Source organism: Arthrobacter sp. TJ-236 (assembly GCF_058269235.1).
In genome coordinates this window covers 737,031-762,927 of the sequence record NZ_JBZCNI010000002.1, presented here as the reverse complement: position 1 = coordinate 762,927, position 25,897 = coordinate 737,031, and the positions used below count along the sequence as shown (strand labels likewise).

The window sequence follows — 25,897 nt, the reverse complement described above, 5'->3', positions numbered from 1 at the left end:
GTCACCCCCTACCCCCGATACGCGAGCTCCCCAGGCTCCCTCTTCTCCCGCACTCCCCCGTCGTCGAATGGAGCACACCCCATGTCAGCCGTGACAGCACCCGAAGCGATCGAAGACCCGGCGCCCGTGATCCTGCGCGGCTCGACGACCACCACGATCGACACCCCGGACGGAGCGTTCACGGTCATCGAGGCCGAGGGCGCCGTGCTCGCCTCGGGATGGACCGATCGGGCAGCCGAACTGATCGGGCAGATCCATTCGAGCCTCCGAACCGCCAGCTTCGACCGCGCGGCGTCGAACGCTGCGCCGGCCCTCGACGCCGTGGCGCGGTACTACGACGGCGACTTCGAGGCCTCCCGCACGGTCACGGTGCGGCAGGTCTCGGGCCCGTTCCGCTCCCACGCCTGGGACGTCCTGCGGGCGGTGGAGCCCGGAGCACCCGTCACCTACCTCCAGTACGCGGAACGCGCCGGCAACCCGACGGCCGTCCGCGCCGCGGCGGGGGCCTGTGCCAAGAACGCCGCAGCACTGTTCGTCCCCTGCCACCGCATCATCCGCACGGACGGGAGTCTCGGCGGTTTCCGTTGGGGCCTCGGCGTCAAACAGCGGCTCCTCGACCGGGAGGCGGGGCGACCGGTCGTCTAGACGGACGTGCGGGCCGGGGACCCGGCCGGTGACACGAGCAGCTGACGCGCCGCCATGTCCCGGTACAGCTCGCTGGTGCGCAGGAGGTCCTCGTGGGTCCCGACGGCGGAGACGCGCCCCTGGTCGAGGACCACGATCTGGTCGAAGTCCGCGACCGTCGAGAGCCGGTGGGCGACGACGACGACCGTGCGGTCCCGGGACGCCTCCCCCAGGGTCTGCTGCAGCAACTGCTCGGTCCTGGAGTCGACGGCCGAGGTGGGCTCGTCCATGAGCAGCACAGGCCGGTCCGCGAGGATCACCCGGGCCCAGGCGAGGCGCTGACGCTGGCCGCCGGAGAGGCGGATGCCGTCCTCACCCAGGTTGAGATGGAGACCGTCCTCGGACCTGTCGCCCAGGGCATCGAGACCCACCGACGTCAGGACCCGGCGGAGCTGCTCGTCCGTCGCGTCCGGTGCGGCAAGCCGCAGATTATCCGCGAGCGTGCCGCTGAGGACCGGGGCCTCCTGCTCCACGAGGCCGATCCGCGACCGGAGCTCGGACCGGGGAACGGCCGGGAGCGCGACGCCGTCGAAGGTGATGCTGCCATCTGTGGGCTCGTAGAACCGCTCGAGCAGGGCGAGCACCGTGGACTTCCCGGCACCCGAGGGGCCCACGAGCGCGGTCCTGCTGCCGGCCGGCACGGTGAAGCTCACGCCGTCGAGCACGGGACGGAGCGGTTCGCGCGGGCCCTCGACATCCGGGCCGCTCCGTGAAGGCCCTTCGAGGGGACTGCTGTCGCGGCTGACGGCGCCGTCGTCGGCTGTGGCACCACCCGTACCGGTTGCACCGTCAGCGGTGACGGTGGGAGAGGTATCTGCACCTGCGCCGTCGTCGGCCTCCGCGTAGTGGAAGCTGACGTTCCTCAGCTCCAGGGCGCCGACGGGCGCGGCGGGGCGTGCTGCTGTCGTTGCACCGGCGGCGACGGTGCCTGCCTCGTCCGCGCGTTCGGGCTCGAGCCGGGCGATCTCCTGGATCCGATCCAGTGCGGCGAGCCCGGACTGGATCTGGACGAACGCGCTCATCGCCGAGCCGATCGGCATGACCAGGAGGAACAGGTAGAGGATGAAGGCGATGAGGTCGCCCAGCTGCAGCTCGCCAGCTGCCACCCGGATGCCGCCGACGGCCAGCACCACGATGAACGCGCCCTGGATGCAGATGGACATGATTGGCTGGACCGCCGCCTGCAGCTTCGCCATCGCGATGCCCGCGCGGAATGCACTGGTGGCCTCGACGTCGATCACGGCCGCCTCGCGCTCCTCCGCCACCGACGCCTTGATGGTGCGGATCCCGGACAGGCCCCGCTCCACGGCCGCCGTCATGGACCCCACGGCGTCCTGGACGTCGCGGCTGCGCTTGCGGATCAGACGCCCCAGGAACAGCACACCGCCGGCCCCGAGCAGGACGGCGGTGAGCGTGATGCCGAAGAGCAGCGGGTCGATCAGGACCATCAGGACGACGGCTGCGCAGAACATCAGGACCGAGGAGACGATCTCGAACAGGCCCGAGGTGATGACGCTGCGCATCAGGGTGGTGTCCGAGCCCACGCGGGACATGAGGTCGCCGACGCGACGCCGGTCGAACTCCCGCACGGGCAGGGCCAACAGCTGGCCCACGAGTGACCGGCGCACACCGAGCACCACGGACTCCGCGGTGCGCTGGAGGAGGTAGGACTGCGCCGCGCCGAACACGGCCCCGCCGAGCGTGATACCCACGAGGAACCACACGAAGATCGTTGCGGGCTCGTTGGCCGACACCGCGTTGACGAGCTGCTGGACCATGAGCGGCTGGGCGATGGACAGGCCGGTGGACACGAGGGATACCACGGCCACGAGGACCAGCACGCGGACGTGCCCGCGGAGGTAGGGAAAGAATTCTCTGAGGGTGGCCCGCTGCTGCGGTGCCGGACCGGACGGCTGCATGATCACACGATGCGCCGGGCACGCACCCCAGTCAAAGGACTTCGCGGCAGGCGTAGCAGCGGAGGGTCCGTAACCCGGCGGACGCCGCGCACCGTGGCGGGCGCGGCGTCCTCAGCCGGGTCAGCCAGCGGCGTACGCCCCCACAGCGTCGAGCTCCGCCGTCAACGACTCGAGCTGACGCCGGACGGCGGACGGCGCCGTGCCGCCCTGCGCGTCGCGGCTCGCGAGCGAGCCCTCGACCGTGAGCACCTCGCGGACCGCCGGGGTGAGGTGGTCCGAGATCCCGGCGAACTCGTGGTCGGTGAGATCCCAGAGCTCGACGCCGCGTGACTCCGCGACGCGCACGGCCGCACCCGACAGCTCGTGGGCCTCGCGGAAGGGCACGCCCTGACGGACGAGCCACTCCGCGATGTCCGTGGCCAGGGCGAAGCCCTGCGGCGCGAGCGAGGCCATCCGCTCGGTGTTGAACACGAGCGTGGCGATCATCCCGGAGACGGCCGGCAGCAGCACCTCGAGGGTGTCGACGGCGTCGAACACGGGCTCCTTGTCCTCCTGGAGGTCCCGGTTGTAGGCCAGCGGCATGCCCTTGAGCGTCGCGAGCAGGCCGGTGAGGTCGCCGATGAGGCGGCCCGCCTTGCCCCGCGCCAGCTCCGCGACGTCGGGGTTCTTCTTCTGCGGCATGATCGAGGACCCGGTGGAGAAGGCGTCGTCGAGCGTCACGAACGAGAACTCCTTCGTGGCCCAGATGATGACCTCCTCGCTGATGCGCGAGAGGTCCACCCCGATCATCGCCGTGACCCAGGCGAACTCGGCGTAGACGTCCCGTGACGCGGTGCCGTCGATCGAGTTGTGGGTGGCCGAGAAGAACCCGAGGTCTGCGGCGACCGCCTCGGGATCGAGGCCGAGCGAGGACCCGGCGAGGGCGCCCGAGCCGTACGGCGAGACCCCTGCCCGGCGGTCCCAGTCGGAGAGCCGCTGCACATCCCGCAGGAGCGCCCACGCGTGGGCCAGCAGGTGGTGGCTGAGCAGCACGGGCTGGGCGTGCTGCAGGTGGGTGCGCCCGGGCATGGGCGCCTCGAGGTTCGCCTCCGCCTGGTCGACGAGGGCCTTGATGGTGGCGAGGACGCCGCGGGCGATGATCCGCGCATGGTCACGCAGGTACATCCGGCCGAGGGTCGCCACCTGGTCGTTCCGCGAACGCCCGGCGCGGAGCTTGCCGCCGAGGGCCGGCCCGGCCCGCTCGATCAGCCCGCGCTCCAGCGAGCCGTGCACGTCCTCGTCCGTCTCGGCCGGCATGTAGGCACCCGACCGCACGTCGGCGTCGAGCCGGTCCAGGGCGTCGAGCATGCCACTGAGCTCGTCGTCGTCCAGGAGGCCCGCGGTGTGCAGCACCCGCGCGTGGGCGCGGGATCCCTCGATGTCGTACGTGGCGAGCCGCCAGTCGAAGTGCGTCGACTTGCTCAGGGCCGCGAGGGCGTCCGCGGGGCCGCCGCCGAACCGGCCGCCCCACAGCGATCCCTCGTTCGTCCCCTGCGCTCGCGGTCCGCCGCCCTGCGCTGGAGCCATCAGGCGCCCGCCTGCTGGTCCCGGCGCGACGCCACCTTGGAGGACATGCCGAAGAGCTCGATGAAGCCCCGGGCCATCGACTGGTCGAAGGTGTCGCCGGAGTCGTAGGTGGCAAGGTTGAAGTCGTACAGGCCGACGTCCGAGCGGCGCCCCGTGACGGTGGCGCGGCCACCGTGCAGGTCCATGCGGATATCCCCGGTCACGTACTTCTGGGTGTCGTCGATGAACGCGTTGAGCGAGCGCGTCAGCGGCGAGAACCACTGGCCGTCGTACACCAGTTCGGTCCAGCGCTGACCCACGGTCTTCTTGAACCGGGCCTGCTCGCGTTCGATGGTGACGTTCTCCAGTTCGCGGTGCGCCGCGATGAGGGCCATGGCGCCGGGGGCCTCGTAGATCTCGCGGCTCTTGATGCCGACCAGGCGGTCCTCGACGATGTCGATCCGGCCCACGCCCTGGGCGCCTGCACGGCGGTTGAGCTCCTCGATGGCCTGCAGCGGCGTGACGGAGTTGCCGTCGATCGCGACGGGAATGCCCTCCTTGAAGGAGATGGTGACCTCGTCCGCGGCCGGCGGGAACTCGGGAGAGGCCGTGTAGTCGTAGACGTCCTTCGTGGGACCGTTCCAGATGTCCTCGAGGAAGCCGGTCTCGACGGCGCGGCCCCAGACGTTCTGGTCGATCGAGAAGGGGTTCTTCTTCGTGGTCTCGATGGGCAGGCCCTTCTCCTCGGCGAAGGCGATGGCCTTGTCGCGGGTCAGTGCGAGGTCACGCACCGGCGCGATGCACTTCAGGTCCGGGCCGAGGGTCTGGATGCCGACCTCGAAACGCACCTGATCGTTGCCCTTGCCGGTGCAGCCGTGGGACACGGTGGTGGCACCGAACTCCCGCGCGGCTGCGACGAGGTGCTTGACGATGACCGGACGGGACACCGCCGAGACCAGCGGGTAGGCGTCCATGTACAGGGCGTTCGCCTTGAGCGCCGGCATGCAGTACTCGTTGGCGAACTCGTCGCGGGCGTCGGCCACGTAGGCCTCGACGGCGCCGCAGCCCAGCGCGCGCTGGCGGATGGTCTCGAGGGACTCGCCGCCCTGTCCGACGTCGACCGCCACGGCGATCACCTCGGCCCCGGTGGCTTCGGCGATCCAGCCGATGGCCACGGAGGTGTCGAGTCCGCCGGAGTAGGCGAGGACGATGCGTTCGGTCACGGGAGGTGCTCCTTAGGTTGTGCGGTGGGTGGCCGGGCTCGTGCCGGGCCACTCGATCGGTGGGGCCGCAGATGTCAGCGTAGCGGCGGCGGGTTCGGGTCCGTCCGGGTGGTCAAGGTCAGGCGGGCTCGGCGCCGGCCTGCGCCTCCTGCGCCAGCCGGAGGAAACGCTCGGCGACGGCCGCGCCGCCGTCGGGCTCGCGACTGACGAGCATCACGGTGTCGTCACCGGCAATGGTGCCGAGGATGGACGGCATGACCGAGTGGTCGATCGCGAGGGCCAGGAAGTTCGCCGCGCCGGGCGGCGTTCGCAGGATGACGATGTTCCCGCTGGCCTCGGCGGTGACCAGCAGTTCGTTGCACAGCTTGGTCAGCCGCGCGTCGAGGATCTCCTGCGACACACCGCTCTGGACGTGCCGTCCGCCGCCCTCGACGGGCACCGCGTAGACGAGCGCGCCGTCGGCCCCGCGGACCCGCACTACGCCGAGCTCCACGAGGTCGCGCGAGAGCGTGCCCTGGTTGACCTGGACGCCGTCCGCGGCGAGCAGGGACGCGAGCTCCACCTGCGAGCGCACGGACTGCGCGGTCAGCAGATCCGTGATGCGTGCGTGCCGGGACGTCTTGGTGGTGGGCCGGGCGGAGTCCCGCTGGACGGTCATGATCCGCCCTGTTCCGCGGACTTCCGCAGGAGCCACGTCATGAGGGCCTTCTGCGCGTGCAGCCGGTTCTCGGCCTCGTCCCAGACGACCGACTGTGGGCCGTCGATGACGTCGGCCGAGATCTCGTACCCGCGGTAGGCGGGCAGGCAGTGGAGCACGACGGCGTCGGGAGCGGCCTGCGCCAGGGCTGCGGAGTCCACGGCGTAGGAGCGGAACAGCTCCTGCCGTGCAGCCTTCTCGTCCTCCTGGCCCATGGACACCCAGGTGTCCGTCGCGACGACGTCGGCCCCCGCGAGCGCCCCGGCGGGATCCGTGGTGACGAGCACCGAGCCACCCGTCGCAGCCGCGCGGTCCTCCGCGGCGGCGACGACGGAGGCGTCCGGGAGGTGGCCCGCGGGACCGGCGATGCGGACGTGCATCCCCGCCGTGACCCCGGCGAGCAGGTAGGAGTTCGCCATGTTGTTCGCGGCGTCCCCCAGGTACGCGAGGGTGAGCCCGGCAAGCGTGCCCTTGTGCTCGCGGATGGTGAGCAGGTCGGCGAGGAGCTGGCACGGGTGGTAGTCGTCGGAGAGCGCGTTGATGACGGGGACCCTGGACGCCGCCGCCATCTCCTCGAGGCCGGACTGGGCATAGGTGCGCCACACGACGGTGGCGACCATGCGCTCGAGGACCTTCGCGGTGTCCGTGATGGTCTCCTTGTGGCCGAGCTGCGAGTCCCCCGCCCCGATGATGAGCGGCACTCCCCCGAGATCCGCAATGCCTGCCGCGAAGGAGACACGCGTACGGGTGGAGGTCTTGTCGAAGATCACGGCGACGGTCTGCCGCCCGGCGCCCGTGCCGGCGAAGGGCGCGTGCGCGTACGGGTCCGCCTTCAGCTCGAGGGCGAGGTCGAGGACCTCCGCCTGCTCGGTGGGCGAGAGGTCGGTGTCGACGAGGAAGTGGCGCGTCATGCTGATGCCTCCCGGAAAGTGGTCTGAGCGGTTCTGAGGATCGACGGCAGGGCGTCGAGGAAGGTGTCGGCCTGCTCGTGCGTGAGGATCAGCGGAGGGGCGAGCCGGATGGTCGTGGGGCCGGTGGCGTTGATGATGAACCCTGCCGTCAGCGCAGCCTGGACCGCCGCCGGGGCGTACCCGCCGTCGAGGTCGAAGCCGATGAGCAGGCCCGCGCCGCGCACCTCGGTGACGCCCTCGACGGCGGCGAGCCGGTCGCGCAGATGACCGCCGACGTCGTGCGCGCTCTGCAGGGAGCCCCCCGCCTCGAGGGCGTGGATCGTCGCGAGACCCGCCGCCGTGGCCACGGGATTGCCGCCGAAGGTGGAGCCGTGCTGACCCACGGAGAGCAGGGTCGAGACGCGCTCGCCGAAGGTCACGAGGGCGCCGACCGGGAAGCCCCCGCCGAGGCCCTTTGCGAGGGTCATGGCGTCGGGCACGACGCCGTCCACCCACTGGTGCGCGAACCAGCGGCCCGTCCGTGCGATGCCGGACTGCACCTCGTCGAGGATCAGCAGCGCACCGTGCTCGCGCGTCAGCTCGCGGGCGGCCCTCAGGTACTCGGCGGACAGCGGCCGGACACCGGCCTCGCCCTGGATGGGCTCGACGATCAGCGCGGCCACGGTGGAGTCCATCGCGGCCCTCAGGGCATCGACGTCGTCGAAGGCGATGTGCTCCACGCCGCCGGGCAGCGGTTCGAACGGCTCCCGGTACGCCTTCTTGGACGTCAGGGCGAGTGCGCCCATGGTGCGGCCGTGGAAGGCGCCGTCGAGCGCGAGGATCCGCGTGCGTTCGGGCGTGCTGTTGCGGCGGGCGAGCTTCACGGCGGCCTCGAGGGCCTCCGCGCCGGAGTTGGTGAAGAACACCCGCGAGCCGTCCGGTGCCGCGGCCAAGGCGAGGAGCTTCTCCGCGAGCGCCACCTGCGTGGGGCTGGTGAAGAAGTTGGAGATGTGGCCGAGCGTGGCCAGCTGACTCGAGATCACCGAGGTCACGAAGGGGTGGGCGTGGCCGAGCGCGTTGACCGCGATCCCGCCGAGCAGGTCGAGGTACCGGGCACCGTCGGCGTCCCAGACGTAGCACCCCGCACCGCGGACCAGCACGCGCTGCGGTGTGCCGAACACGCCCATGAGCGAGCCGCTGTACCGTGCGAGCCAGTCGGCCCCCGAATCGCCGCCCGTGAGGATGTCCACGCTCTCCACGGACGCCGGGCGGTCGACCGGGCCGGGCGACGCGTGCCGGCCGTGGCCGGTCGCGGTGATGGACGTGCTGCTGTCCGTCGGGCCGGTTGTTGTCATGGATGGCGTGACGGCTGCCGCCGTGTCGAGCTCGGTCATGACCGCTCTCCTGTCCCTGCTGGATTGTCGGCTGGAAGCTCGTCGGGTACCACCTGCGTGCCGATGCCCGCCGTGGTGAAGGTCTCGAGGAGCATCGAGTGCGCGAGACGCCCGTCGACGATGTGCGCGCGCTCCACCCCGCCCTCGACGGCCTGCAGGCAGGCGGTCATCTTGGGGATCATGCCGCTCTGGAGCCCGGGCAGGAGCTCGCGCAGCTGCGAGGCGGAGAGGCTCGAGATGAGGGAGCTGCGGTCGGGCCAGTCGGCGTAGAGGCCTTCGACGTCGGTGAGGATCACGAGCTTCGACGCACCGAGCGCCGCAGCGAGCGCGGCGGAGGCCGAGTCGGCGTTGACGTTCAGCACCTGCTGCGTCGCCTCGCCGTCGGCGTCGTACTCCGGCGCCACCGTGGAGATGACAGGGATGCGGCCGGCCTCGAGGATGTCGAGGATGGCCCCGGGGTGCACCGCGGTGACCTCGCCCACGAGGCCGAGGTCCACGGGCTCGCCGTCGACGACGGTTCCGGTGCGGACGGCGCGGAGCAGGCCGCCGTCCTCCCCCGAGAGGCCCACGGCGTACGGGCCGTGGGAGTTGATGAGGCCCACGAGCTCGCGGCCCACCTGGCCGGTGAGGACCATCCGGACCACGTCCATGGCCTCGGGGGTGGTCACGCGGAGCCCGCCCTTGAACTCGGACTCGATGCCGAGCCGGCCGAGCATCGCGTTGATCTGGGGGCCTCCGCCGTGCACCACGACGGGGCGGATCCCCACGTGGTGGAGGAACACGATGTCCTCGGCGAAGGCGCGCCGCATGTCCTCGTCAACCATGGCGTTGCCGCCGTACTTGACCACCATGGTGGTCCCGGCGAAACGCTGGATCCAGGGCAGCGCCTCCATGAGGGTGGCCGCCTTGTCCTGCGCGCGCAGGGTCGAGGCGGAGGGGGTGGCTGCGTCGGTCACACCGGTCACGTCTGGCATCGCGGTTCCCATCAGCTCGAGTACGCCGAGTTCTCGTGCACGTACTCGTGCGTGAGGTCGTTGGTCCAGATCGTGGCGCTCGCCGATCCCGACGCGAGGTCGATCTCGACGGTGACCTCGCGTCCCGTGAGGTCCACGAGGTCGCGGGAGTCGCCGATGCCCCCGTTCCTGCAGATCTGCACCCCGTTCATGGAGACGTTCAGCCGGTCCGGCTCGAAGGCGGCGTCGGTGGTCCCGACGGCGGCCAGCACGCGGCCCCAGTTCGGGTCGTTGCCGAAGATCGCGGTCTTGAAGAGATTCGAGCGGGCGACGGCGCGGCTGACCACCTCGGCATCGCGCTCGCTGGCGGCGTTGAGCGTGGTCACGGCGATCGTGTGGCTCGCACCCTCGGCGTCGTGGATCAGCTGTGCGGCGAGGTCGAGGCAGACCTGCGTGAGCGCGGCGGTGAACTGCGCCTGGTCGGGGGCCATTCCCGCGGCGCCGGAGGCGAGCAGCACCACGGTGTCGTTCGTGGACATGCAGCCGTCCGCGTCGATGCGGTCGAAGCTCACACGTGTGGCCTCGCGGAGCGCGGCGTCGAGCGCCGGGGCGTCCAGGGCGGCGTCGGTGGTGAGGACCACGAGCATCGTGGCGAGCCCCGGGGCGAGCATGCCCGCACCCTTGGCCATCCCGCCGATCGCATAGCCCTCGCTCGCGGAATCGGCGGTGGCCGGGTAGCGCGCCTCCTTGGGCACGGTGTCCGTGGTCATGATGGCCTCGGCCGCCGTGGGCCCGCCGCCCCTGCCCAGGGACCCGGTGGCATCCGTGACGCCCGCGAGAAGCCGGTCCATGGGAAGCTGCTCCCCGATGAGGCCCGTCGAGCACACGAACACGTCGGTGGCCGAGACGCCGAGGAGATCGGCGGTCACCTCCGCGGTGCGGTGGGTGTTCTGGAAACCCTCGTGCCCCGTGCAGGCGTTGGCGCCGCCGGAGTTCAGGACGACGGCGTCGACGCGTCCGTCGGAGACGACCTGACGTGACCAGAGAACGGGCGCCGCGGCCACGCGGTTCGAGGTGAAGACGGCAGCCGCGTTGTGCAGCGGGCCATCGTTGACCACGAGCGCGACGTCGGGCTTGCCGGTGCTCTTGAGCCCGGCGGCGACGCCGGCGGCGCGGAACCCGCCCGGATACGTGATGCTCATGGCGCGATCCCCTGCGTGGTCAGGCCTGCAGTCTCGTCGAGACCGAGGGCGATGTTCATGGACTGCACGGCGCCGCCGGCGGTCCCCTTGGTGAGGTTGTCGATCACGCTGCTCACGATCACGCGCCCGGCGTGCTCGTCGAACGCGAGCTGCAGCGCTGCGTAGTTGGACCCGAGGACGGACTTGGTGGCCGGCCACTGCCCCTCGGGAAGAACGCGCACGAAGGGCTCGTCCGCATACGCCGTCTCCCACGCGGCCCTGAGTTCGGCGTACCCGACGCCGGCGCGCACCTTCGCGGTCGCCGTCGTGAGGATGCCACGCGCCATCGGCGCGAGGGTCGGCGTGAAGGACAGGGACACGGGCTCCCCCGCGGCGAGGCTGAGGCCCTGCTCCATCTCGGGCGTGTGGCGGTGCCCGCCGCCGACGCCGTAGGGGCTCATGCCGCCCATGACCTCGGAGCCGATGAGGTTCGGCTTGGCCGCCTTGCCGGCGCCCGAGGTGCCCGATGCCGAGATGACGACGACGTCGTCGGGCTTCAGGAGGCCCGCGGCGAAGCCGGGAGTGAGGGCCAGGAGCACGCTGGTGGGGTAGCAGCCCGGCACGGCGATGCGGCGCGCGCCGGCGAGCTCAGTGCGTGCGCCGGGCAGTTCCGGCAGGCCGTAGGGCCACGTCCCGGCGTGCGGCGAACCGTAGAACGCCTCCCACGCAGCAGCGTCCTGGAGCCGGTGGTCCGCACCGGCATCGATGACGAGCGTCTCCGGCGGGAGCTGCGCCGCGATGCCGGCACTTGCGCCGTGCGGCAGGGCGAGGAAGACGACGTCGTGCCCGGCGAGGACCTCCGCCGTGGTGTCCTGGAGCACGCGGTCGGCCAACACGTGCAGGTGCGGCTGGAGCTCCCCGAGGGTGGAGCCGGCATTGCTGTGCGCCGTGATCGCCCCGATCTCGACGTCCGGGTGGTTCGCCAGGAGGCGTAGGAGTTCTCCCCCGGCGTACCCACTGGCTCCGGATACCGCTGCTGTGAAGGTCATTCTCCAACCCTACAGCAACAACATGCAGTAGCCCACATATTTATGCACTGCCCGGCCCCCGAGCGCACGAATAGCATGGACGCACGCCACCGAAAGGGAACCATCATGCCCTCAGCCATCACCGTCGCCGCCCCCGGTGGGCCCGACGTCCTCCGCCTCACCGCTACCGACCGCCCCGAGCCCGCCGCGGGTCAGCTCCTCGTGAAGGTGGCCGCCGCCGGCGTGAACTTCATCGAGACCTACCAGCGCGGCGGTGCCTACGCCGTCGAGCATCCCTTCACTCCGGGGGCCGAGGCCGCAGGCACGGTCGAGGCACTCGGTGACGGGACCGAGGGCTTCGAGGTGGGAGATCGCGTGGCCTTCGCCGAGGGCAGGGGCACCTACGCCGAGTACGCGCTGGTCGACGCCGATCGCGCCCTCCCCGTACCGGACGGCGTGGACCTCGAGACGGCGGCAGCGCTCCCCCTCCAGGGCATGACGGCGCACTACCTCATCAACTCGACGTTCCCGGTGCAGCAGGGCCACACGGTGCTCGTGCACGCGGGTGCCGGCGGCGTGGGCCTGCTCATCATCCAGCTGCTCAAGGCGAAGGGCGCCCGCGTCATCACCACGGTCTCGACGCCGGAAAAGGAGGACCTCGCTCGCGGCGCAGGTGCCGACGAGGTGCTCAGGTACGAGGGCTTCGCGGACGCCGTGAGGACCCTGACGGACGGCGTGGGTGTCGACGTCGTGTACGACGGCGTGGGGCAGGCGACCTTCGACGAGTCCCTCCGCTCGCTGCGCGTCCGCGGCACGATGGTGCTGTTCGGCGCGGCGTCGGGCGCCGTCCCGCCGCTGGAACTGCAGCGGCTGAATTCCGGCGGTTCCCTCTTCGTCACCCGGCCCACCCTGATGCACTACCTGCTCTCGGCCGAGGAGCGACGCTGGCGGGCCGAGGAACTGTTCGGGGCCGTCACCGCAGGGCAGCTCGACGTCCGGATCGGTGCGCGGTATCCGCTCGCCGAGGCGGCACGCGCCCACGAGGACCTGCAGGCCCGCCGCACCACGGGCAAGGTGCTGCTCATCCCCTGATCGGGACCGGGCTCCCCTGACCCTGATCGGTACCGGAACCGGAACCGGGACCGGGACCGGGATCCTCGGACCTGGTTCCTCGGACCCCGAGCTGGACGGGGAAGGCCCGCCCGCCCCGACGGGGCGGGCGGGCCTTCTCCTGCGTACGTCAGCGCTGAACGGCGTCGAACCGTTCGGCCGCGAGGGCGACGGCGGCGTCCCGCGCGCCGCTCGCCTGCTCGGCGGTCAGTGTGCGGTCCGGAGCACGGAACCTCAGGGCGAACGCGAGGGACTTCCGGCCCTCCGCGATACCCGCGCCGGTGTAGACGTCGAAGAGGCTGATGTCCTCGAGCAGGTCCCCGGCGCCCTCGCGCAGGGCCTCGAGCACGTCACCCGCGACGACGGCGGAGTCGACGACGAGCGCCACGTCCTGCGTCGCGGCGGGGTAGGTCGAGAGGGGACGGGCCACGATGACGTCCGCGGCGGCCTCGAACAGCAGGTCGGCGTTGATCTCGAAGGCCACCGTGCGGGCCGGCAGGTCCTCGGACGCGACGAGCTTCGGATGGAGCTCGCCTGCGTATCCCAGCAGCTCCCCGCTCCGCAGGAAGAACTCCGCCGTGCGGCCCGGATGGAACGCCTGGTGGCTCCCCTGCCGCACCACGACGTCCACACCGGTGACCTGCGCCATGAGGCGCACCGCGTCCACGGCGTCGGCCCAGTCCCACGGGCGGGGCGATGCGCCGGCGGACGCCGCAGCCTCGTGGCCCGTGAAGAGGGCGGCGACGGTCAGGGGCTGGTCGGGGATGCCCTCGTAGAGCCCGTCGAGCACCGCGTCCTCCGGTTTGACCCCGAGCGGCGGGATGGTCGCCGTACCCATCGGCCCGGACGGCAGGAAGACGGCACCGGCTTCGACGAGGGCGAGGTCACGGAAGCCGCGCGAGATGTTGCGCTTCGCGAGCTCCACGAGTCCCGGGAGGATGGACCGCCGCAGGAAGGCGAGCTCGGCGCTCAGGGGATTGGCGAGCTTCACGGCCGGGGCCTCGGCCTCCGCCTCGGCAGCGCCGAACACGCTGTTGGCGCGCACCCCCACGAACGGGTAGGACAGCACCTCGGTGAAGCCTGCCGCCGCGAGGGCGGTGAGGAGCCTACGGCGCTGCTGCTGCACGCGGGTGAGACCGCGCCCCGGAGGCGCGACGGGCAGCGTGGACGGGATGGTGTGGTATCCGAGGAGGCGAATGATCTCCTCCGTCAGGTCCTCGCGCGTCTCGAGGTCCGCACGCCAGCTCGGGGCGGTGACCCGGTAGCCGCCGTCCACGCGCTCCACGGAGGCTCCGAGGTCGGTGAGCGTCCCGAGGATCTCCTCGTCGGTGAACGTGCGCCCGATCAGGCGCGCGGGGAAGTCGGCGGCGAGATCGATCACGCGGGCCTCCGGAGCCTGGCCGACGTCGGTCGCGGCGTCGTCGATCGTCCCGCCCGCCAGGTCGAGGAGGAGCTCGACCGCGCGCTGCGCAGCGATGTCCGCCACGTGCCAGTCGACGCCGCGCTCGAACCGCTTGGACGCCTCCGAGGGCAGCCTGTGACGGCGGCGTGAGCGGCCGATGCTGACGGCGTCGAAGTGCGCGGACTCGATCAGGACGTCGACGGTCGCGTCCGTGACCTCGGTGGCGGCGCCGCCCATGACCCCGGCGATGCCGATGGGCCCGGACGCGTCGGTGATCAGGAGGTCGCCGGCGTCGAGCGTGCGCACCTTGTCGTCGAGGGTGCGGAGCGTCTCCCCCGGCGCGGCCCTGCGCACCACGATGTCGCCCTCGAGTCGGGCGAGGTCGTAGAAGTGCAGCGGCTGCCCGAGGTCGAGCATCACGTAGTTGGAGATGTCGACCACGAGGGAGATGGAGCGGATCCCGGCGAGTCGGAGGCGGGCGGACATCCACGGCGGCGTGGGGCGCGTCGGGTCCACGCCGCGGACCGTGCGGGCCACGAAGCGGTCGCAGCCCGGCACCCCGTACACGGGAGCGGCGTCCTCGAGGCGCACCGGGTAGCCGCCACACGCGGAGGGCGGGACGACGACGGCACCCGCGGGGTCCGTGAAGGCCGTGCCGGTCGCGTGGGCGTACTCGCGGGCGACGCCGCGGAGGGAGAAGCAGTAGCCGCGGTCGGGCGTCACGTTGATCTCCGCGGCCTCGTCGTACAGCCCGAGCAGCTCCATGGCGTCGGTACCGACCTCCGGGTCCAGCCCGAGGGTCGAGAGCACGAGGATGCCGTCGTGGTCGTCGCCGATGCCGAGCTCACGCACGGAGGCGATCATGCCCGCGGACACGTGCCCGTAGGTGGTGCGGGGGCTGATGCGGAAGTCGCCCGGGAGCACGGCGCCCGGAAGCGTCACCACCACCTTGTCGCCCTCCACGAAGTTGTGCGCTCCGCAGACGATCCCCTGCACGCCCGAGGGGTCGATGCCCTCACCCGTGAGCGTCTGCTCAGCACCCTCGGGCACCACGCGCACCTGGCACCAGTTGATGGTCTTGCCGTTCGTCTGCGGTTCCTTGACCGCGCTGAGCACCTGCCCGACGACGATCGGGCCGGACAGCTCGTCGGTGGGACGGTGGACGTCCTCCTCCTCGAGCCCGACCTTCACGAGCTCGGCCATGACGTCTTCCGCGGTCGCATCCGCAGGTACGGCTGCGTACTCGCGCAGCCAGGAGAGTGGGACTCTCACTTAGATCTCCATCCCGAAGTGTTCGCTGAAACGGACGTCGCCCTCGATCATGTCGCGCATGTCGATGACCTCGTTGCGGAACATGAGGGCCCGCTCGATCCCCATGCCGAAGGCGAAGCCGGAGTAGACGTCCGGGTCGATCCCCGTGGCGCGCAGGACGTTGGGGTTGACCATGCCGCAGCCGCCCCACTCGATCCAGCGCGGACCGCCCTTGGCACCGGGGTGCCAGATGTCGAGCTCCGCGCTGGGCTCGGTGAACGGGAAGTAGTTGGGGCGCAGCCGCACCTTCGCGTCGTCGCCGAAGAGCTGCTGGGTGAAGTGCTCGAGCGTCCCCACGAGGTCGGCCATCGTGAGGCCCTTGTCGATCGCGAGGCCCTCGAACTGGTGGAAGACGGGCGTGTGGGTGGCGTCGAGCTCGTCGGTGCGGAACACCTTGCCCGGGCACAGCACGTAGATGGGCAGCTCGCGCTCGAGCATGGAGCGGACCTGCACCGGGGACGTGTGGGTGCGCAGGACGAGGTGCGCCTCGGGCGGCTCCACGAAGAACGTGTCCTGCATCTCGCGGGCGGGGTGATCGGGCTTGAAGTTCAGGGCGTCGAAGTTGAACCACTCCGATTCCAGCTCCGGGCCCTCGGCGATCTCCCAGCCCATGCCGACGAACACGTCGCTGACGCGGTCCTGCAGGGTGGAGAGCGGGTGCCGGGCACCGGGACGACGACGCCGCGGGGCGGCCGTGACGTCGACGGCCTCCTCGACGAGGATACGGGCGTCGCGCTCGGCCTCGAGCTCCGTGGTGCGGCCGGCGAGCGCCTGGTTGATGCGGCCCCGCGCCGGGCCGATGTTCTTGCCGGCAGCGGACTTCTGGTCCTTGGGCAGTGCGCCGATTCCGCGGTTGGCAAGGCTCAGCGGGGACTTCTCCCCCGTGTGGGCGATCCTGACGCCTTTGAGTTCGTCGAGATCCGCTGCGGCCGCGATGTCGGCGAGCGCGGCGTCGACCGCCGCAGCGACCTCCGCGGCGTCGGTCGGGTCCGGCACCCGCAGGCTTCCAGCCGCTCCGGAGTGCTCTGGCGTGTCGGTCATGGGCTGGCTTACCTCGCACTCTCGGACAGGGCTGCGGCGAACACCGGTGGTGGGACGCAGTCGTGGCCTGGGATGGGACAGGAGTCGGTCGGGGTGCGCGGAGCACTGCTGGCGCACCGGCGTGACAAGTCTAGGTGAAGCGTCTGCCACGTCCGCACCCGTACGATGACGCCATGAACAGCAGGATCGTCCCGTTCCTCAACTGGATCAACCTGTCCACGCCCTGCGGCCTCGCCGTCGCCGCGCTCGCGGGATGCCGCATCTCCCCGGGACCCCACGGCATCCTGCTCGCCGAGGGTTACCGCCGCCGCCTGCCGAAGGCGAGGGCGTTCACGGTGGGCAGCGTGGTGCTGCTTCGCGGACGCGTACCCCACGACGCGCCGGCCGGGTTCGCTCGGCTCCTCGAGCACGAAGCACGCCACACCCGGCAGTACGCAGCGCTCCTGGGGCTGCCGTTCCTTCCCGCCTACCTGCTCGCTGCCGGCTGGTCCCTGCTGCGGACGGGCGACCCGGCGTCGCGCAACCCCTTCGAGCGGGGCGCAGGGCTGGCCGACGGCGGGTACCGCGAACAGCCGGTGCGTCCCGTCACGGCGTCCGTGCGTGCAGCGCTCACACGGGGCCGACCCCGCGGGTAGCGCCCCGGCGCAGGTCTAGTGCTCCGCGCCGCCGGTGACCCGGAGGTCCGCCGTGGTGTCCGCCGTCGTCAGCGCGATGGCCACGAGGGCTGCCGCCATGTCCTCGAGGGCGAGACCGGGTGCACTGTTCGCCACGCCCTGCTCCGCCGAATAGGGGACGTGGACGAACCCACCTCTCGTGCCGTCCCGGGAGGCGAGGTGATCCATCAGCCCGTAGAAGACGTGGTTGCACACGTAGGTCCCGGCAGTCTGCGAGACCTCCACCGGGATGCCGAGTGCGGCGACCGCCTGGCGGCAGGCCTTGATGGGCAGGGACGAGAAGTAGGCCGCAGGACCGCCCGGGGCGATCGGCTCGTCGATCGGCTGACGGCCCGCGTTGTCGGGGATGCGCGCGTCGTCGACGTTGATCGCCACCCGCTCCACCGAGACGGACGGGCGCCCGCCCGCCTGGCCCACGCAGAGCACGATCTCTGGTTGGTACCGCTCGATCGCCGTCGTGACGGCGTCGACACCGGCGCCGAAGACGCAGGGCACCTCGACGGCGACCGCGTCGCGCCCCTCCGCACGCAGCAGGTCGGCAGCACGGCGGGCGGCGAGCCATGAAGGATTCGTGGTCTCTCCCCCGAAGGGTTCGAAACCGGTGAGGAGGATCATGGCCCAAGCCTAGGACAAGCACACGGGACCAGGGGTGACACAGTATTAGAACACGTGTTCTAATACTGTCCATGCGGTGGGAAGGTCAGAAGATCACGGAGGACGACGGCGCCGTCGTCGCGGCGCCGAGCCTGCTGCCCCTGGCGGGGCTCGTCCGGACCGTGCGGACCCCCGACTTCGCCGGCATCACCTTCCACGAGGTCGCCGCGAAGTCGGTGCTCAACAAGGTGCCGCCCATGTCCTCGATGCCGTTCTCCTGGACCATCAACCCCTTCCGGGGCTGTTCCCATGCCTGCGTCTACTGCTTCGCACGCAAGACCCACAGCTACCTGAACCTGGACACGGGCCTCGATTTCGATTCCCAGGTCGTGGTGAAGATCAACGCCGCGGAGGTGCTCACCCGGGAACTCGCGCGCCCCTCGTGGAACCGTGACCACGTGGCGCTCGGCACGAACACCGATCCCTACCAACGCGCCGAGGGCCGGTACCAGCTCATGCCGGGCATCATCACGGCCCTGGCGGACTCCGGGACGCCGTTCTCGATCCTCACGAAGGGCACCCTGCTGGCCCGGGACATCCCTCTGCTCGCGGCGGCCTCGACGTCCGTCACGGTCGGCGTGGGCATCTCGCTCGCGCTGCTCGATCCCGTCCTCGCCGAGTCGATCGAGCCCGGGACTCCCGCACCGAGGGCGCGCCTGGCGCTCATCTCGCGGCTCCGGGAAGCGGGGCTGCCCTGCGGTGTGTTGGCGATGCCGATCCTCCCCTGGCTCACCGATGGCGACGAATCCCTGGACCGGCTGTTCGGCGCCCTCGCGGCAGCGGGTGCGAGCGGCGTCAGCGCGGGTCCGCTGTACCTCCGGCCCGGCTCACGCGAATGGTTCATGCAGTGGCTCTCGGCACACCACCCGCAGCTCGTCACGCGGTACGAAGCGCTGTACGCGGAGGGGAGCTACGCCTCGAAGGAGTACCGGGACTGGCTCTCCGGCCGTATCCGCGTGCACCGCAGGAACCACGGTCTCGCCGCGGGCGCCGGCTTCTTCCGGAACCTGACGCCGGCCGGGGCCCCCGCCGGCGCCGGGGCAGGCGCGGCGTCCGGCCGGGCACGCACCCGGCCGGCTTCCGCTGCTCCGATGCAGGCCGCCCTGTTCTAGGGAGCCGTCACGGCCGGACGGCCACCAGCTCACGGAGCGCGGCGACGATGGGTCGGTCCGCCGGGATCCAGGGCAGCGCATCCAACTCGTCGGCGGGATCGAACGGGACCCATCGGAGTTCGTCGTGGTCCTGGAGTGGCTGCGGGTCTCCGGCGGTCCGTTCGGCCAGCCAGACGCGCATGGCGGCCCTCCCGTTCAGGGGCCAGCCCTGCGGGTGCGGCCCCACGACCTCGGACCCCAGCGCTGCGGTGATCCCCAGTTCCTCCGAGAGCTCGCGGCACAGCGCCGCCTCACACGATTCCCCGGATTCCACCTTGCCGCCGGGGAACTCCCACATGCCGGCGAACTCCGGCGGTGCCGTACGCCGGGCGACGAGGAGGTGCGACGGGCGAGCGAGGGAGTCGACGAGAGCGGCGCCCACGATCTGGCGGAGGCGGTCCGGCACGGGTTGGGTCACCCGGAGAGTCTAGTCAGCCTGCCCGACGGCTCCCGTGCGGACCGTCATCAGCTCTCCTCGGGTGAGGCCAACCCGTCCCCTGTGGGCGCCGTTCGGCGTTCCGGGTTGTCCCCTCGCCGGTACTCCCCGTGCGGGCTGAGACCGGGCACCTGCTGCCCGGCGTTGAGCTCCGTGGAGGTGGAGGTGTCCTCGGAGAACTCCGCCGCGTCCTCGGCGCCCGGTTCCTCGGGGAGGTTGATGTCCTCGCGCAGGTGCTCGCTCCGTGGCAACTCGAAGGGCCGCGGTATCCAGCTCATCGTTCTCGTCCTGTTCGTCGAAGGTGCGCCGCTCCGGTCACCGAAGACCGCCGCCCAGCTCTGGCCGGGGCCCTCACGGCAGCGCACTCCCCCAGGCGCCGAGGCCCGCGACGGCGCGGCGGCTCGGGACGTGCGCAGCCTCGTGGTGGTCCACGATCCCGCCGCGTGGCAGGTTGGTCACGCGGACGGCCTCGGAGACGACGTCGCTCAGCATGCCCCTGCGCATGAGGGCCGCGCGCTGACGGCGGGAGCCCGTCCCGCGCGCCAGGAGCTGCCGGAGCAGCGATTCGGCGAGATCGGCCTCGCCCTGCTCGGCGAGGGCAGGCGCGACGTGGCGCAGCAGGGCGAACGCGACCGTACCGGCGTCCTGCGGTCTGCCGCTCAGCGGATGCAGCAGATCGCCGTCCATACCGAACCTGCCCGCCCGTCAGGACGCCATCCGGATGGCGACCCTGGGGACGTCGAGGGGAGGTACACCGGCGCGCCACTCACGGGCGGCGGTCTCGACGAGCCCGCGGGTCAGCAGCGCGATGAGGACCGCATCGTCGGAGTACAGGCACACGTCGCTCACGCGGATCTCGACGGTCGGGTGGTGGTGGCTGAGCCGGGCGTCGAAGTAGATCTGTCCGAGATCGACGGGGACGGCTGTCTCGAGCAGACCGTCGACGGCCGCGTGGTACCGCTCGGCCGTGCCGAAGATGTCGCACGGGCCCGTCATGGGCCAACGGCTCCAAGCCTGCGACCGGTAGCTCGCGTACCCCGTGTCGGTGCCGCTCCACAGGGGGGAATTGCTCGAGAGGGCGAGGAGCACGGGCAGCCAGCCCCGGATCCGGTCGAGGACGGCCACGCCCTCCTCGTCGTCGTCGACACTGACGTGCACGTGACAGCCGCAGGTCAGTTGTTCGCGCGCCGTGAGGGCGAACCGCTCCTGCATCACCTCGTACCGGGGGCCGGGCGAGGCGAGGGGGGTGACAGGTTGGGGGGAGGTGGCGAGGGCCGCGGTCCGGGCTCCGACGCGGGCGGCGGTCTCGTCGGCGAGCGCACGGCACCGGGCGATGTCCACGGCGAGGTCATGGACGTCGAGGTGCGGGAGGGTGCCGGTCTCGATCTGTTCCTGCTTGATCTCGCAGGTCAGCCGATCGTCGATGCACTGGCCCACGGCCTCCTGACCGAGGGGCATCGGCTGTCCCCACGAGGCGTCGATGAGCAGGAACTCCTCCTCGACCCCGAAGGTCCTCATGATCCGACCACCTCGTCGTGAAGGGATGTGGATGGTGCGCGCCGCGCTGCGCGCAGAACGAGTATGGACACGTCGGGCTCCTGATCAGAAGAAGTGTCAGGGCCGCTGCTGAACCGTGATTCCGTCTGAAACGCTAAGGTGGCTGACCTTCGTGGCGCAAAGCCTGCTCGGCCCCGTCTTCCGCTTGTCATTCCGCCGCACGGCGCTACGAAGGAAGAGCCGTCACCTAGGCTTGACCGGGACGACGGCGTCACCCTGCCGCCGTCCCCTCCACGGACAGCCCTGTCCGAAGGGCCCGTCGACGGCAGGCCGGCCGATCCCGATCACCTCCCGTCGCTAGGACACCCATGACCGCCCCCGCCCCGAACCCCACCGACACACCGTCCCAGCGCCTGTCGGGCCGCAGACTCACGCTCGCCATCGCGGCGCTCGCCGTCGGTGGCTTCGCCATCGGAACCACCGAATTCACGATCATGGGCCTGCTCGAGGAGATGCGCACGGACCTGGATGTCGACTACGCGCAGGGTGGCCACGTCATCTCCGCCTACGCCCTCGGCGTGGTGGTCGGCGCTCCGATCCTCGCGACCATGGGGGCCAAGAAACCGCAGCGCACGGTCGCCCTGGCGCTCATGCTGGTCATCACCCTCGCCAACCTGTCGTCCTTCTTCGCCTCCGGCTTCGGCTGGATGCTCGCCTCCCGGTTCCTGTCCGGGTTGCCCCACGGCGCCTACTTCGGCGTGGCCGCCGTGATCGCGGCGACCCTGGCCGATCCTGCCAAGCGTGGCCGGGCCATCTCGATGGTGATGCTGGGTCTCAGCATCTCGAACGTGGTCGGGGTACCGTTCGCCACGTGGCTCGGCCAGCAGTTCGGCTGGCGCTCGATGTTCCTGCTGGTGGGCCTGATCGGCCTCGGGACGCTGGTCCTGATCCGCACCTTCGTCCCGTCGATCCCGGTCAGGGCGGGAGCGAGCATCCGGTCGGAGCTGGGAGCCCTGCGGCGCCCACAGCTCTGGATGACGCTCCTCATCGGGATCGTCGGCTTCGGCGGCTTCTTCGCCGTCTACACCTACATCTCCCCGATCATGACGGAGGTGGCGGGACTGCGTGCCGCACTGCTGCCGCTCGTCGTCGCGCTGTACGGGGTGGGGATGGTGGTCGGCAACATCCTGGGCGGACGGCTCGCAGACCGCTCCATCATGGGCAGCATCTACGCCATCATGGCGGCCATCACCGTGGTCCTGCTGCTCTTTCCCCTCGCCGCCACGGCGCCGTGGTCGGCATGCCTGTTCGTGTTCCTCGTCGGAACGAGCGGTTCGATGCTCATCCCGCCGCTCCAGGCCCGGCTCCTCGACGTCTCACCGGGGGCGCCGTCCCTCGCCTCGTCGATGAACCACTCGGCGCTCAACACGGCCAACGCCCTCGGAGCAGCGGTGGGCGGAGCGGTCATCACCGCCGGGTGGGGCTTCACGTCGCCGGCGCTGGTGGGTGCCGGCCTGGCCGTCCTCGGGCTCGGTGTGGCACTCGTGAGCGGTCGGATGGACCGTCGTGGCTCCGGCTCGGCAACCTCCGGGACAGCCGGGACTCCCGGGGCAGCAGGCACGGCCGGAACGGCCGCCTCCGCCGGGTCGGTGGGCGCCACGGCGCAGGACTCCCCGACCGGACGCGTCAGCGCCCCCTGAATTACGACGCGCTGACGACGTTGCACTGAGGACTAGGGGTCAGCCGCGGCGTTGCGCGCGAGCGGACGACGTCAGCCGCGGCGTTGCGCGCGTGCGGAGGCGTAGAGGCAGACGGTCGCCGCCGTCCCCACGTTGAGGGACTCGGCCTTCCCGTAGATCGGCACGGCGACCTGCGCATCAGCGGCGGACGACACCTCGGGCGGAAGACCCTGCGCCTCGTTGCCGAAAAGCCACGCCGCCGGGTCCTCGAGGCGGACGGGCCTGCCGCCGTCGGTCGTCGTAGCGGCGGCGCCCCCTGCGTCCCCGGCGTCCTGCAGGTCGTCGAGGCTCGTCGTACCGTATCCGTCGGCGGCGAGGACGGTCAGGCCAGCTGACCGCAGGCGATCGGCGAGACCGTCGAGATCGGCGCCGATGACCAGCGGCAGGTGGAAGAGGGACCCCACAGTGGAGCGGACGGTCTTCGGGTTGTACGGATCCACGCTGGCACCGGTGAGTATGACGGCGTCGGCGCCCGCCGAATCGGCCGCCCGGATGATGGTGCCGGCGTTCCCGGGGTCACGGACCTCGACGAGGACGGCCACGAGTCGGGGTCCTGCGGAGAGGACGTCCTCCAGCGTGCTGTCCACGAAGCGGCAGACGGCGATGAAGCCCTGCGGTGTGACAGTGGAGGACATCGCGGCGAGGACGTCGGCGCTCGCGAGTCGCACCGTCGGCGCACCGTCCGCGGCCAACAGCTCCGCGACGTCCGCATGGCGATCGAGTGCGTCGGCGGTGGCGTACACGTCGACGACGACGCCCGGGGCGCCGTCGTCCGTCCTCTGCAGGTGCAGCCGGAGGGCCTCACGCACCGCCTGCGGTCCCTCGGCGAGGAACTCGCGGCGCCTTAACCGCGACGGACGCCCGGCCAGGCGTGCCACCTCCTTCACCCGATCAGCCTGGGTGTTGGTCATCAGTGGCGCCTGGGGGCGTCCGTGAGCAGTCATCGTGGACCGGTTGCGCGGGCAGGGGCCCGCCGCAGCCGATGTGCCTAGGCCGAAGCCTTGAGCGGAGCCGACGTGTCGGCCGGCAGGGCGTTCTTCGCGAGCTGCACGAGTGCGGCGAACGCGGCGCCGTCTGTCACGGCGAGGTCGGCGAGCATCCGGCGGTCCACCTGGATGTCGGCGGCCTTGAGACCTTGGATGAGGCGGTTGTAGGTGAGGCCGTTGGCGCGGGACGCAGCGTTGATGCGCTGGATCCAGAGTCGACGGAAGTCACCCTTGCGCTTGCGGCGGTCACCGTAGCTGTAGACGAACGAGTGGAGCAGCTGCTCCTTGGCCTTGCGGTACAGGCGCGAGCGCTGTCCGCGGTAGCCCTTGGCGCGCTCGAGGATGACGCGACGCTTCTTGTGGGCATTGACTGCCCGCTTCACACGTGCCACGTGTGTACTCCTTTGGATCTTCTTCGGTCACGGCCGTAGCCGCAGCACGGTACCCGGAGGTACCTGCGCTTTCCCGAGGGGGTGGATTGGTGGTGTTAGATGCCCAGCATCTTCTTGATGACCTTGGTGTCGGCCTTGGAGACGATCTGGTCGCTCGCGAGCCGGCGGGTCAGGGTCGAGGACTTGTGCTCGAGGTAGTGGCGGCGGTTCGCCTGCTGGCGCTTGAGCTTTCCGCTACCGGTCAGCTTGAAGCGCTTCTTGGCGCCGCTGTGGGTCTTCATCTTCGGCATGGGAACCGATCTCCTTCTTCTAGCCGGGGCGGGTGCACCCGGAGGTCGGCACCCGAAGGTGCCTGCTGGTTGTCGAACGTGTCCGGAAGGGACAGGGCCTGAGCCCTAGTCGGTGCTCCCGGGCTTGGGACGGCTGGTCGGGCTCTTGGTCGGAGCCGTGCGGCCGGCTGGCTTGGGTGTGGCCGAGGGCTTCGGCGCACCTGGCTTCGGCATGGCCGACGGCTTCGCCGCGGCTGCAGGCTTGGGTGCCACAGCCGGGGTGGCCGCAGCCGGGGTGGCCGGAGCCGGAGCCGACGACGCAGCGGGTGCCGCTGTCGCCGGTCGGGGGGCCGGAAGGGTCCGCGTCAGCTGGGTGGCCGGCCTGGACTGCGTGCTCGTCGCGGGCCGCGGTGCGGCGGTACCGGACGTCGAGCGAGGCGGTGCGGAACGCTCGGAGGCCGGGCGCGACGACGTCGACCTGGGTGCGGAGGACGTGGACCGCGGCGCGGACGACGTCGACCGCGGGGCCGACGTGCTCCTCGCGGGAGCTGCCGTGGTCGCGGGCGCTGCCGGCTCGGTCGTCACCGGTGCGGTGACGGGTGTCGCCTCAGGTGCCTCGGTCACGGCCGGAGCATCCGCCCGGTCCGTTGTTGCGGCCGGCGCGGACGTCTCCTCCACCGTGGCCTCGGGCTCGGTCGTGATCGAGTACCCCTCCGGCAGCAGGTCGGCGAGCGACTGCGTCAGCGGCGCGCCGCTGTCCCCGGACGTGTCCACGCGTCGCGTGTCACCTCCGGTCTTCGCGGCCTCGTTCGCTGCCTTGGCCTCGGCGCGCTGAGAGGCCCGGCGCGCTTCGGCCTTCGCTTCAGCCTTGTTCTTCGTGGGCCCGATGACCATCACCATGTTGCGTCCGTCGATACGTGGGGTCGACTCGACGACACCCACCTCGGACACGTCCTCGGCGAACTTCTGGAGCAGGCGGATACCCATCTCGGGGCGCTGCTGCTCACGTCCACGGAACTGGATCATGGCCTTGACCTTGTCGCCCGCACCGAGGAAGCGGATGGCGTGGCCGCGCTTGGTCTCGTAGTCGTGCGTGTCGATCTTCAGGCGGAACCGGATCTCCTTGAGGACCGTGTTGGTCTGGTTCTTCCGGGCCTCGCGTGCCTTGACGGCCGCTTCGTACTTGTACTTACCAAAATCCATGAGCTTCGCGACCGGAGGCTTGGCCTGCGGTGCTACCTCGACCAGATCCAGGTCGGACTCGGCGGCGAGACGGAGGGCGTCCTCGATACGGACGATTCCTACCTGTTCGCCGGCAGGACCGACCAGCCGCACCTCGGGGACGCGGATACGATCATTGATTCTTGGCTCGCTAATGTGTGACTCCTGTGGCTTCTCAGGCGGATACCCGTGCAAACGAAAGAAGGCCTTCCATTGCATGAGCAATCGAAGGCCTCGACGGACGATCCGGGGGACGGAGGGAAGCGCGAGCTCCCTGCGATCACCGCCAGGACCGACCAGGGACCCGGCTACCTGCAATATCTCCGGGGAGATACCAGGCAAACGCGGGTGGGAGAGGTCTCCGCTTGCATACCGGTTACAGGCCCGGGCTCCGAAGAGCACGCGAGTTCCAGCGACCGGTTGGTCTGTGCCAAGCTTACCAGTATGGACACGCCCCACGACAATCCGCAGCACTCCCCCGGCCCCGTCGAGCCGACCGC

At 71.0% G+C, this 25,897-nt stretch carries 25 protein-coding genes; 5 read left to right on the top strand and 20 right to left on the bottom strand.

The window, feature by feature from the left end; genetic code table 11:
• Positions 1–81: 81 nt before the first annotated feature.
• Positions 82–645, top strand: a complete 564-nt coding sequence (locus tag AC4D16_RS12155) for a methylated-DNA--[protein]-cysteine S-methyltransferase (RefSeq protein ID WP_490955174.1) — start codon at positions 82–84, stop codon at positions 643–645.
• On the opposite strand, the gene AC4D16_RS12150 is transcribed toward AC4D16_RS12155, so the two are convergent.
• From AC4D16_RS12150 to argC, 9 genes are all read right to left on the bottom strand, one after another.
• Positions 642–2,603 (bottom strand): ABC transporter ATP-binding protein, encoded by a 1,962-nt coding sequence (locus AC4D16_RS12150; protein ID WP_490955173.1) that lies wholly within the window; start codon positions 2,601–2,603, stop codon positions 642–644. The genes AC4D16_RS12155 and AC4D16_RS12150 overlap by 4 nt on opposite strands.
• A gap of 120 nt (positions 2,604–2,723) precedes the next feature.
• Positions 2,724–4,169, bottom strand: a complete 1,446-nt coding sequence (gene argH, locus AC4D16_RS12145) for an argininosuccinate lyase (protein ID WP_490955172.1) — start codon at positions 4,167–4,169, stop codon at positions 2,724–2,726.
• Positions 4,169–5,371, bottom strand: coding sequence for an argininosuccinate synthase (locus tag AC4D16_RS12140; RefSeq protein WP_490955171.1), 1,203 nt, complete (start codon positions 5,369–5,371; stop codon positions 4,169–4,171). Before AC4D16_RS12140 ends, argH begins: the two co-directional genes overlap by 1 nt.
• A gap of 118 nt (positions 5,372–5,489) precedes the next feature.
• A complete protein-coding gene (locus AC4D16_RS12135; protein ID WP_490955170.1) occupies positions 5,490–6,029 on the bottom strand; it encodes an arginine repressor in 540 nt (179 codons plus the stop codon).
• Positions 6,026–6,979, bottom strand: a complete 954-nt coding sequence (gene argF / locus AC4D16_RS12130) for an ornithine carbamoyltransferase (protein WP_490955169.1) — start codon at positions 6,977–6,979, stop codon at positions 6,026–6,028. The genes AC4D16_RS12135 and argF overlap by 4 nt, the downstream gene beginning before the upstream one ends.
• Positions 6,976–8,352, bottom strand: coding sequence for an acetylornithine transaminase (locus AC4D16_RS12125; protein WP_490955168.1), 1,377 nt, complete (start codon positions 8,350–8,352; stop codon positions 6,976–6,978). Before AC4D16_RS12125 ends, argF begins: the two co-directional genes overlap by 4 nt.
• Entirely contained in the window at positions 8,349–9,338 is a 990-nt protein-coding gene (gene argB / locus AC4D16_RS12120; protein ID WP_490955167.1) for an acetylglutamate kinase, read from the bottom strand. The genes AC4D16_RS12125 and argB overlap by 4 nt, the downstream gene beginning before the upstream one ends.
• Positions 9,338–10,507, bottom strand: a complete 1,170-nt coding sequence (argJ, locus tag AC4D16_RS12115; RefSeq protein ID WP_490955166.1) for a bifunctional glutamate N-acetyltransferase/amino-acid acetyltransferase ArgJ — start codon at positions 10,505–10,507, stop codon at positions 9,338–9,340. The genes argB and argJ overlap by 1 nt, the downstream gene beginning before the upstream one ends.
• Complete coding sequence (gene argC, locus AC4D16_RS12110) at positions 10,504–11,535, bottom strand: N-acetyl-gamma-glutamyl-phosphate reductase (RefSeq protein ID WP_490955165.1); 1,032 nt, start codon at positions 11,533–11,535, stop codon at positions 10,504–10,506. The genes argJ and argC overlap by 4 nt, the downstream gene beginning before the upstream one ends.
• A 105-nt stretch (positions 11,536–11,640) precedes the next feature.
• Between argC and AC4D16_RS12105 the strand changes: the two genes are divergently transcribed.
• Positions 11,641–12,606, top strand: a complete 966-nt coding sequence (locus AC4D16_RS12105) for a quinone oxidoreductase family protein (protein ID WP_490955164.1) — start codon at positions 11,641–11,643, stop codon at positions 12,604–12,606.
• 148 nt (positions 12,607–12,754) lie between these two features.
• Here AC4D16_RS12105 and pheT read toward each other — a convergent pair whose 3' ends face one another.
• Both pheT and pheS read right to left on the bottom strand, forming a co-directional pair.
• Positions 12,755–15,298 (bottom strand): phenylalanine--tRNA ligase subunit beta, encoded by a 2,544-nt coding sequence (gene pheT, locus AC4D16_RS12100; RefSeq protein ID WP_490955163.1) that lies wholly within the window; start codon positions 15,296–15,298, stop codon positions 12,755–12,757.
• Positions 15,299–16,378: a phenylalanine--tRNA ligase subunit alpha gene (gene pheS / locus AC4D16_RS12095; protein WP_490950804.1), complete on the bottom strand. Its 1,080-nt coding sequence runs from the start codon at positions 16,376–16,378 to the stop codon at positions 15,299–15,301.
• Between the two features lie 173 nt (positions 16,379–16,551).
• On the opposite strand from pheS, the gene AC4D16_RS12090 reads away from it, so the two are divergent.
• The gene (locus tag AC4D16_RS12090) at positions 16,552–17,013 is read left to right on the top strand and encodes an eCIS core domain-containing protein (RefSeq protein WP_490950803.1); all 462 of its coding nucleotides are present in this window, start codon (positions 16,552–16,554) and stop codon (positions 17,011–17,013) included.
• Positions 17,014–17,028: 15 nt separating this feature from the next.
• Here AC4D16_RS12090 and pcp read toward each other — a convergent pair whose 3' ends face one another.
• Positions 17,029–17,667: a pyroglutamyl-peptidase I gene (pcp, locus tag AC4D16_RS12085; RefSeq protein WP_490955162.1), complete on the bottom strand. Its 639-nt coding sequence runs from the start codon at positions 17,665–17,667 to the stop codon at positions 17,029–17,031.
• A 71-nt stretch (positions 17,668–17,738) separates the two neighbouring features.
• Here pcp and AC4D16_RS12080 point away from each other — a divergent pair, with 71 nt between their 5' ends.
• Positions 17,739–18,818: an Rv2578c family radical SAM protein gene (locus AC4D16_RS12080; protein ID WP_490955161.1), complete on the top strand. Its 1,080-nt coding sequence runs from the start codon at positions 17,739–17,741 to the stop codon at positions 18,816–18,818.
• Positions 18,819–18,825: 7 nt separating this feature from the next.
• Here AC4D16_RS12080 and AC4D16_RS12075 read toward each other — a convergent pair whose 3' ends face one another.
• From AC4D16_RS12075 to AC4D16_RS12060, 4 genes are all read right to left on the bottom strand, one after another.
• Positions 18,826–19,275, bottom strand: coding sequence for a (deoxy)nucleoside triphosphate pyrophosphohydrolase (locus AC4D16_RS12075; RefSeq protein WP_490955160.1), 450 nt, complete (start codon positions 19,273–19,275; stop codon positions 18,826–18,828).
• A 47-nt stretch (positions 19,276–19,322) separates the two neighbouring features.
• Positions 19,323–19,571 carry a hypothetical protein gene (locus tag AC4D16_RS12070; RefSeq protein WP_490955159.1) on the bottom strand — a complete coding sequence of 83 codons (249 nt, stop codon included), beginning with the start codon at positions 19,569–19,571 and terminating at the stop codon, positions 19,323–19,325.
• A 73-nt stretch (positions 19,572–19,644) separates the two neighbouring features.
• Positions 19,645–19,980 carry a hypothetical protein gene (locus AC4D16_RS12065; RefSeq protein ID WP_490955158.1) on the bottom strand — a complete coding sequence of 112 codons (336 nt, stop codon included), beginning with the start codon at positions 19,978–19,980 and terminating at the stop codon, positions 19,645–19,647.
• An 18-nt stretch (positions 19,981–19,998) separates the two neighbouring features.
• Complete coding sequence (locus AC4D16_RS12060; RefSeq protein WP_490955157.1) at positions 19,999–20,811, bottom strand: glutamate--cysteine ligase; 813 nt, start codon at positions 20,809–20,811, stop codon at positions 19,999–20,001.
• 347 nt (positions 20,812–21,158) lie between these two features.
• Between AC4D16_RS12060 and AC4D16_RS12055 the strand changes: the two genes are divergently transcribed.
• Positions 21,159–22,490 carry an MFS transporter gene (locus AC4D16_RS12055; RefSeq protein WP_490955156.1) on the top strand — a complete coding sequence of 444 codons (1,332 nt, stop codon included), beginning with the start codon at positions 21,159–21,161 and terminating at the stop codon, positions 22,488–22,490.
• Between the two features lie 71 nt (positions 22,491–22,561).
• On the opposite strand, the gene AC4D16_RS12050 is transcribed toward AC4D16_RS12055, so the two are convergent.
• The 4 genes from AC4D16_RS12050 to infC form a co-directional block, all read right to left on the bottom strand.
• Positions 22,562–23,473: a TrmH family RNA methyltransferase gene (locus AC4D16_RS12050; protein WP_490955155.1), complete on the bottom strand. Its 912-nt coding sequence runs from the start codon at positions 23,471–23,473 to the stop codon at positions 22,562–22,564.
• 44 nt (positions 23,474–23,517) lie between these two features.
• Entirely contained in the window at positions 23,518–23,907 is a 390-nt protein-coding gene (rplT, locus tag AC4D16_RS12045) for a 50S ribosomal protein L20 (RefSeq protein ID WP_490950795.1), read from the bottom strand.
• 95 nt (positions 23,908–24,002) lie between these two features.
• Positions 24,003–24,197, bottom strand: a complete 195-nt coding sequence (rpmI, locus tag AC4D16_RS12040) for a 50S ribosomal protein L35 (RefSeq protein WP_055772451.1) — start codon at positions 24,195–24,197, stop codon at positions 24,003–24,005.
• Between the two features lie 105 nt (positions 24,198–24,302).
• Positions 24,303–25,511, bottom strand: coding sequence for a translation initiation factor IF-3 (infC, locus tag AC4D16_RS12035; RefSeq protein ID WP_490955154.1), 1,209 nt, complete (start codon positions 25,509–25,511; stop codon positions 24,303–24,305).
• Positions 25,512–25,897 lie beyond the last annotated feature (386 nt).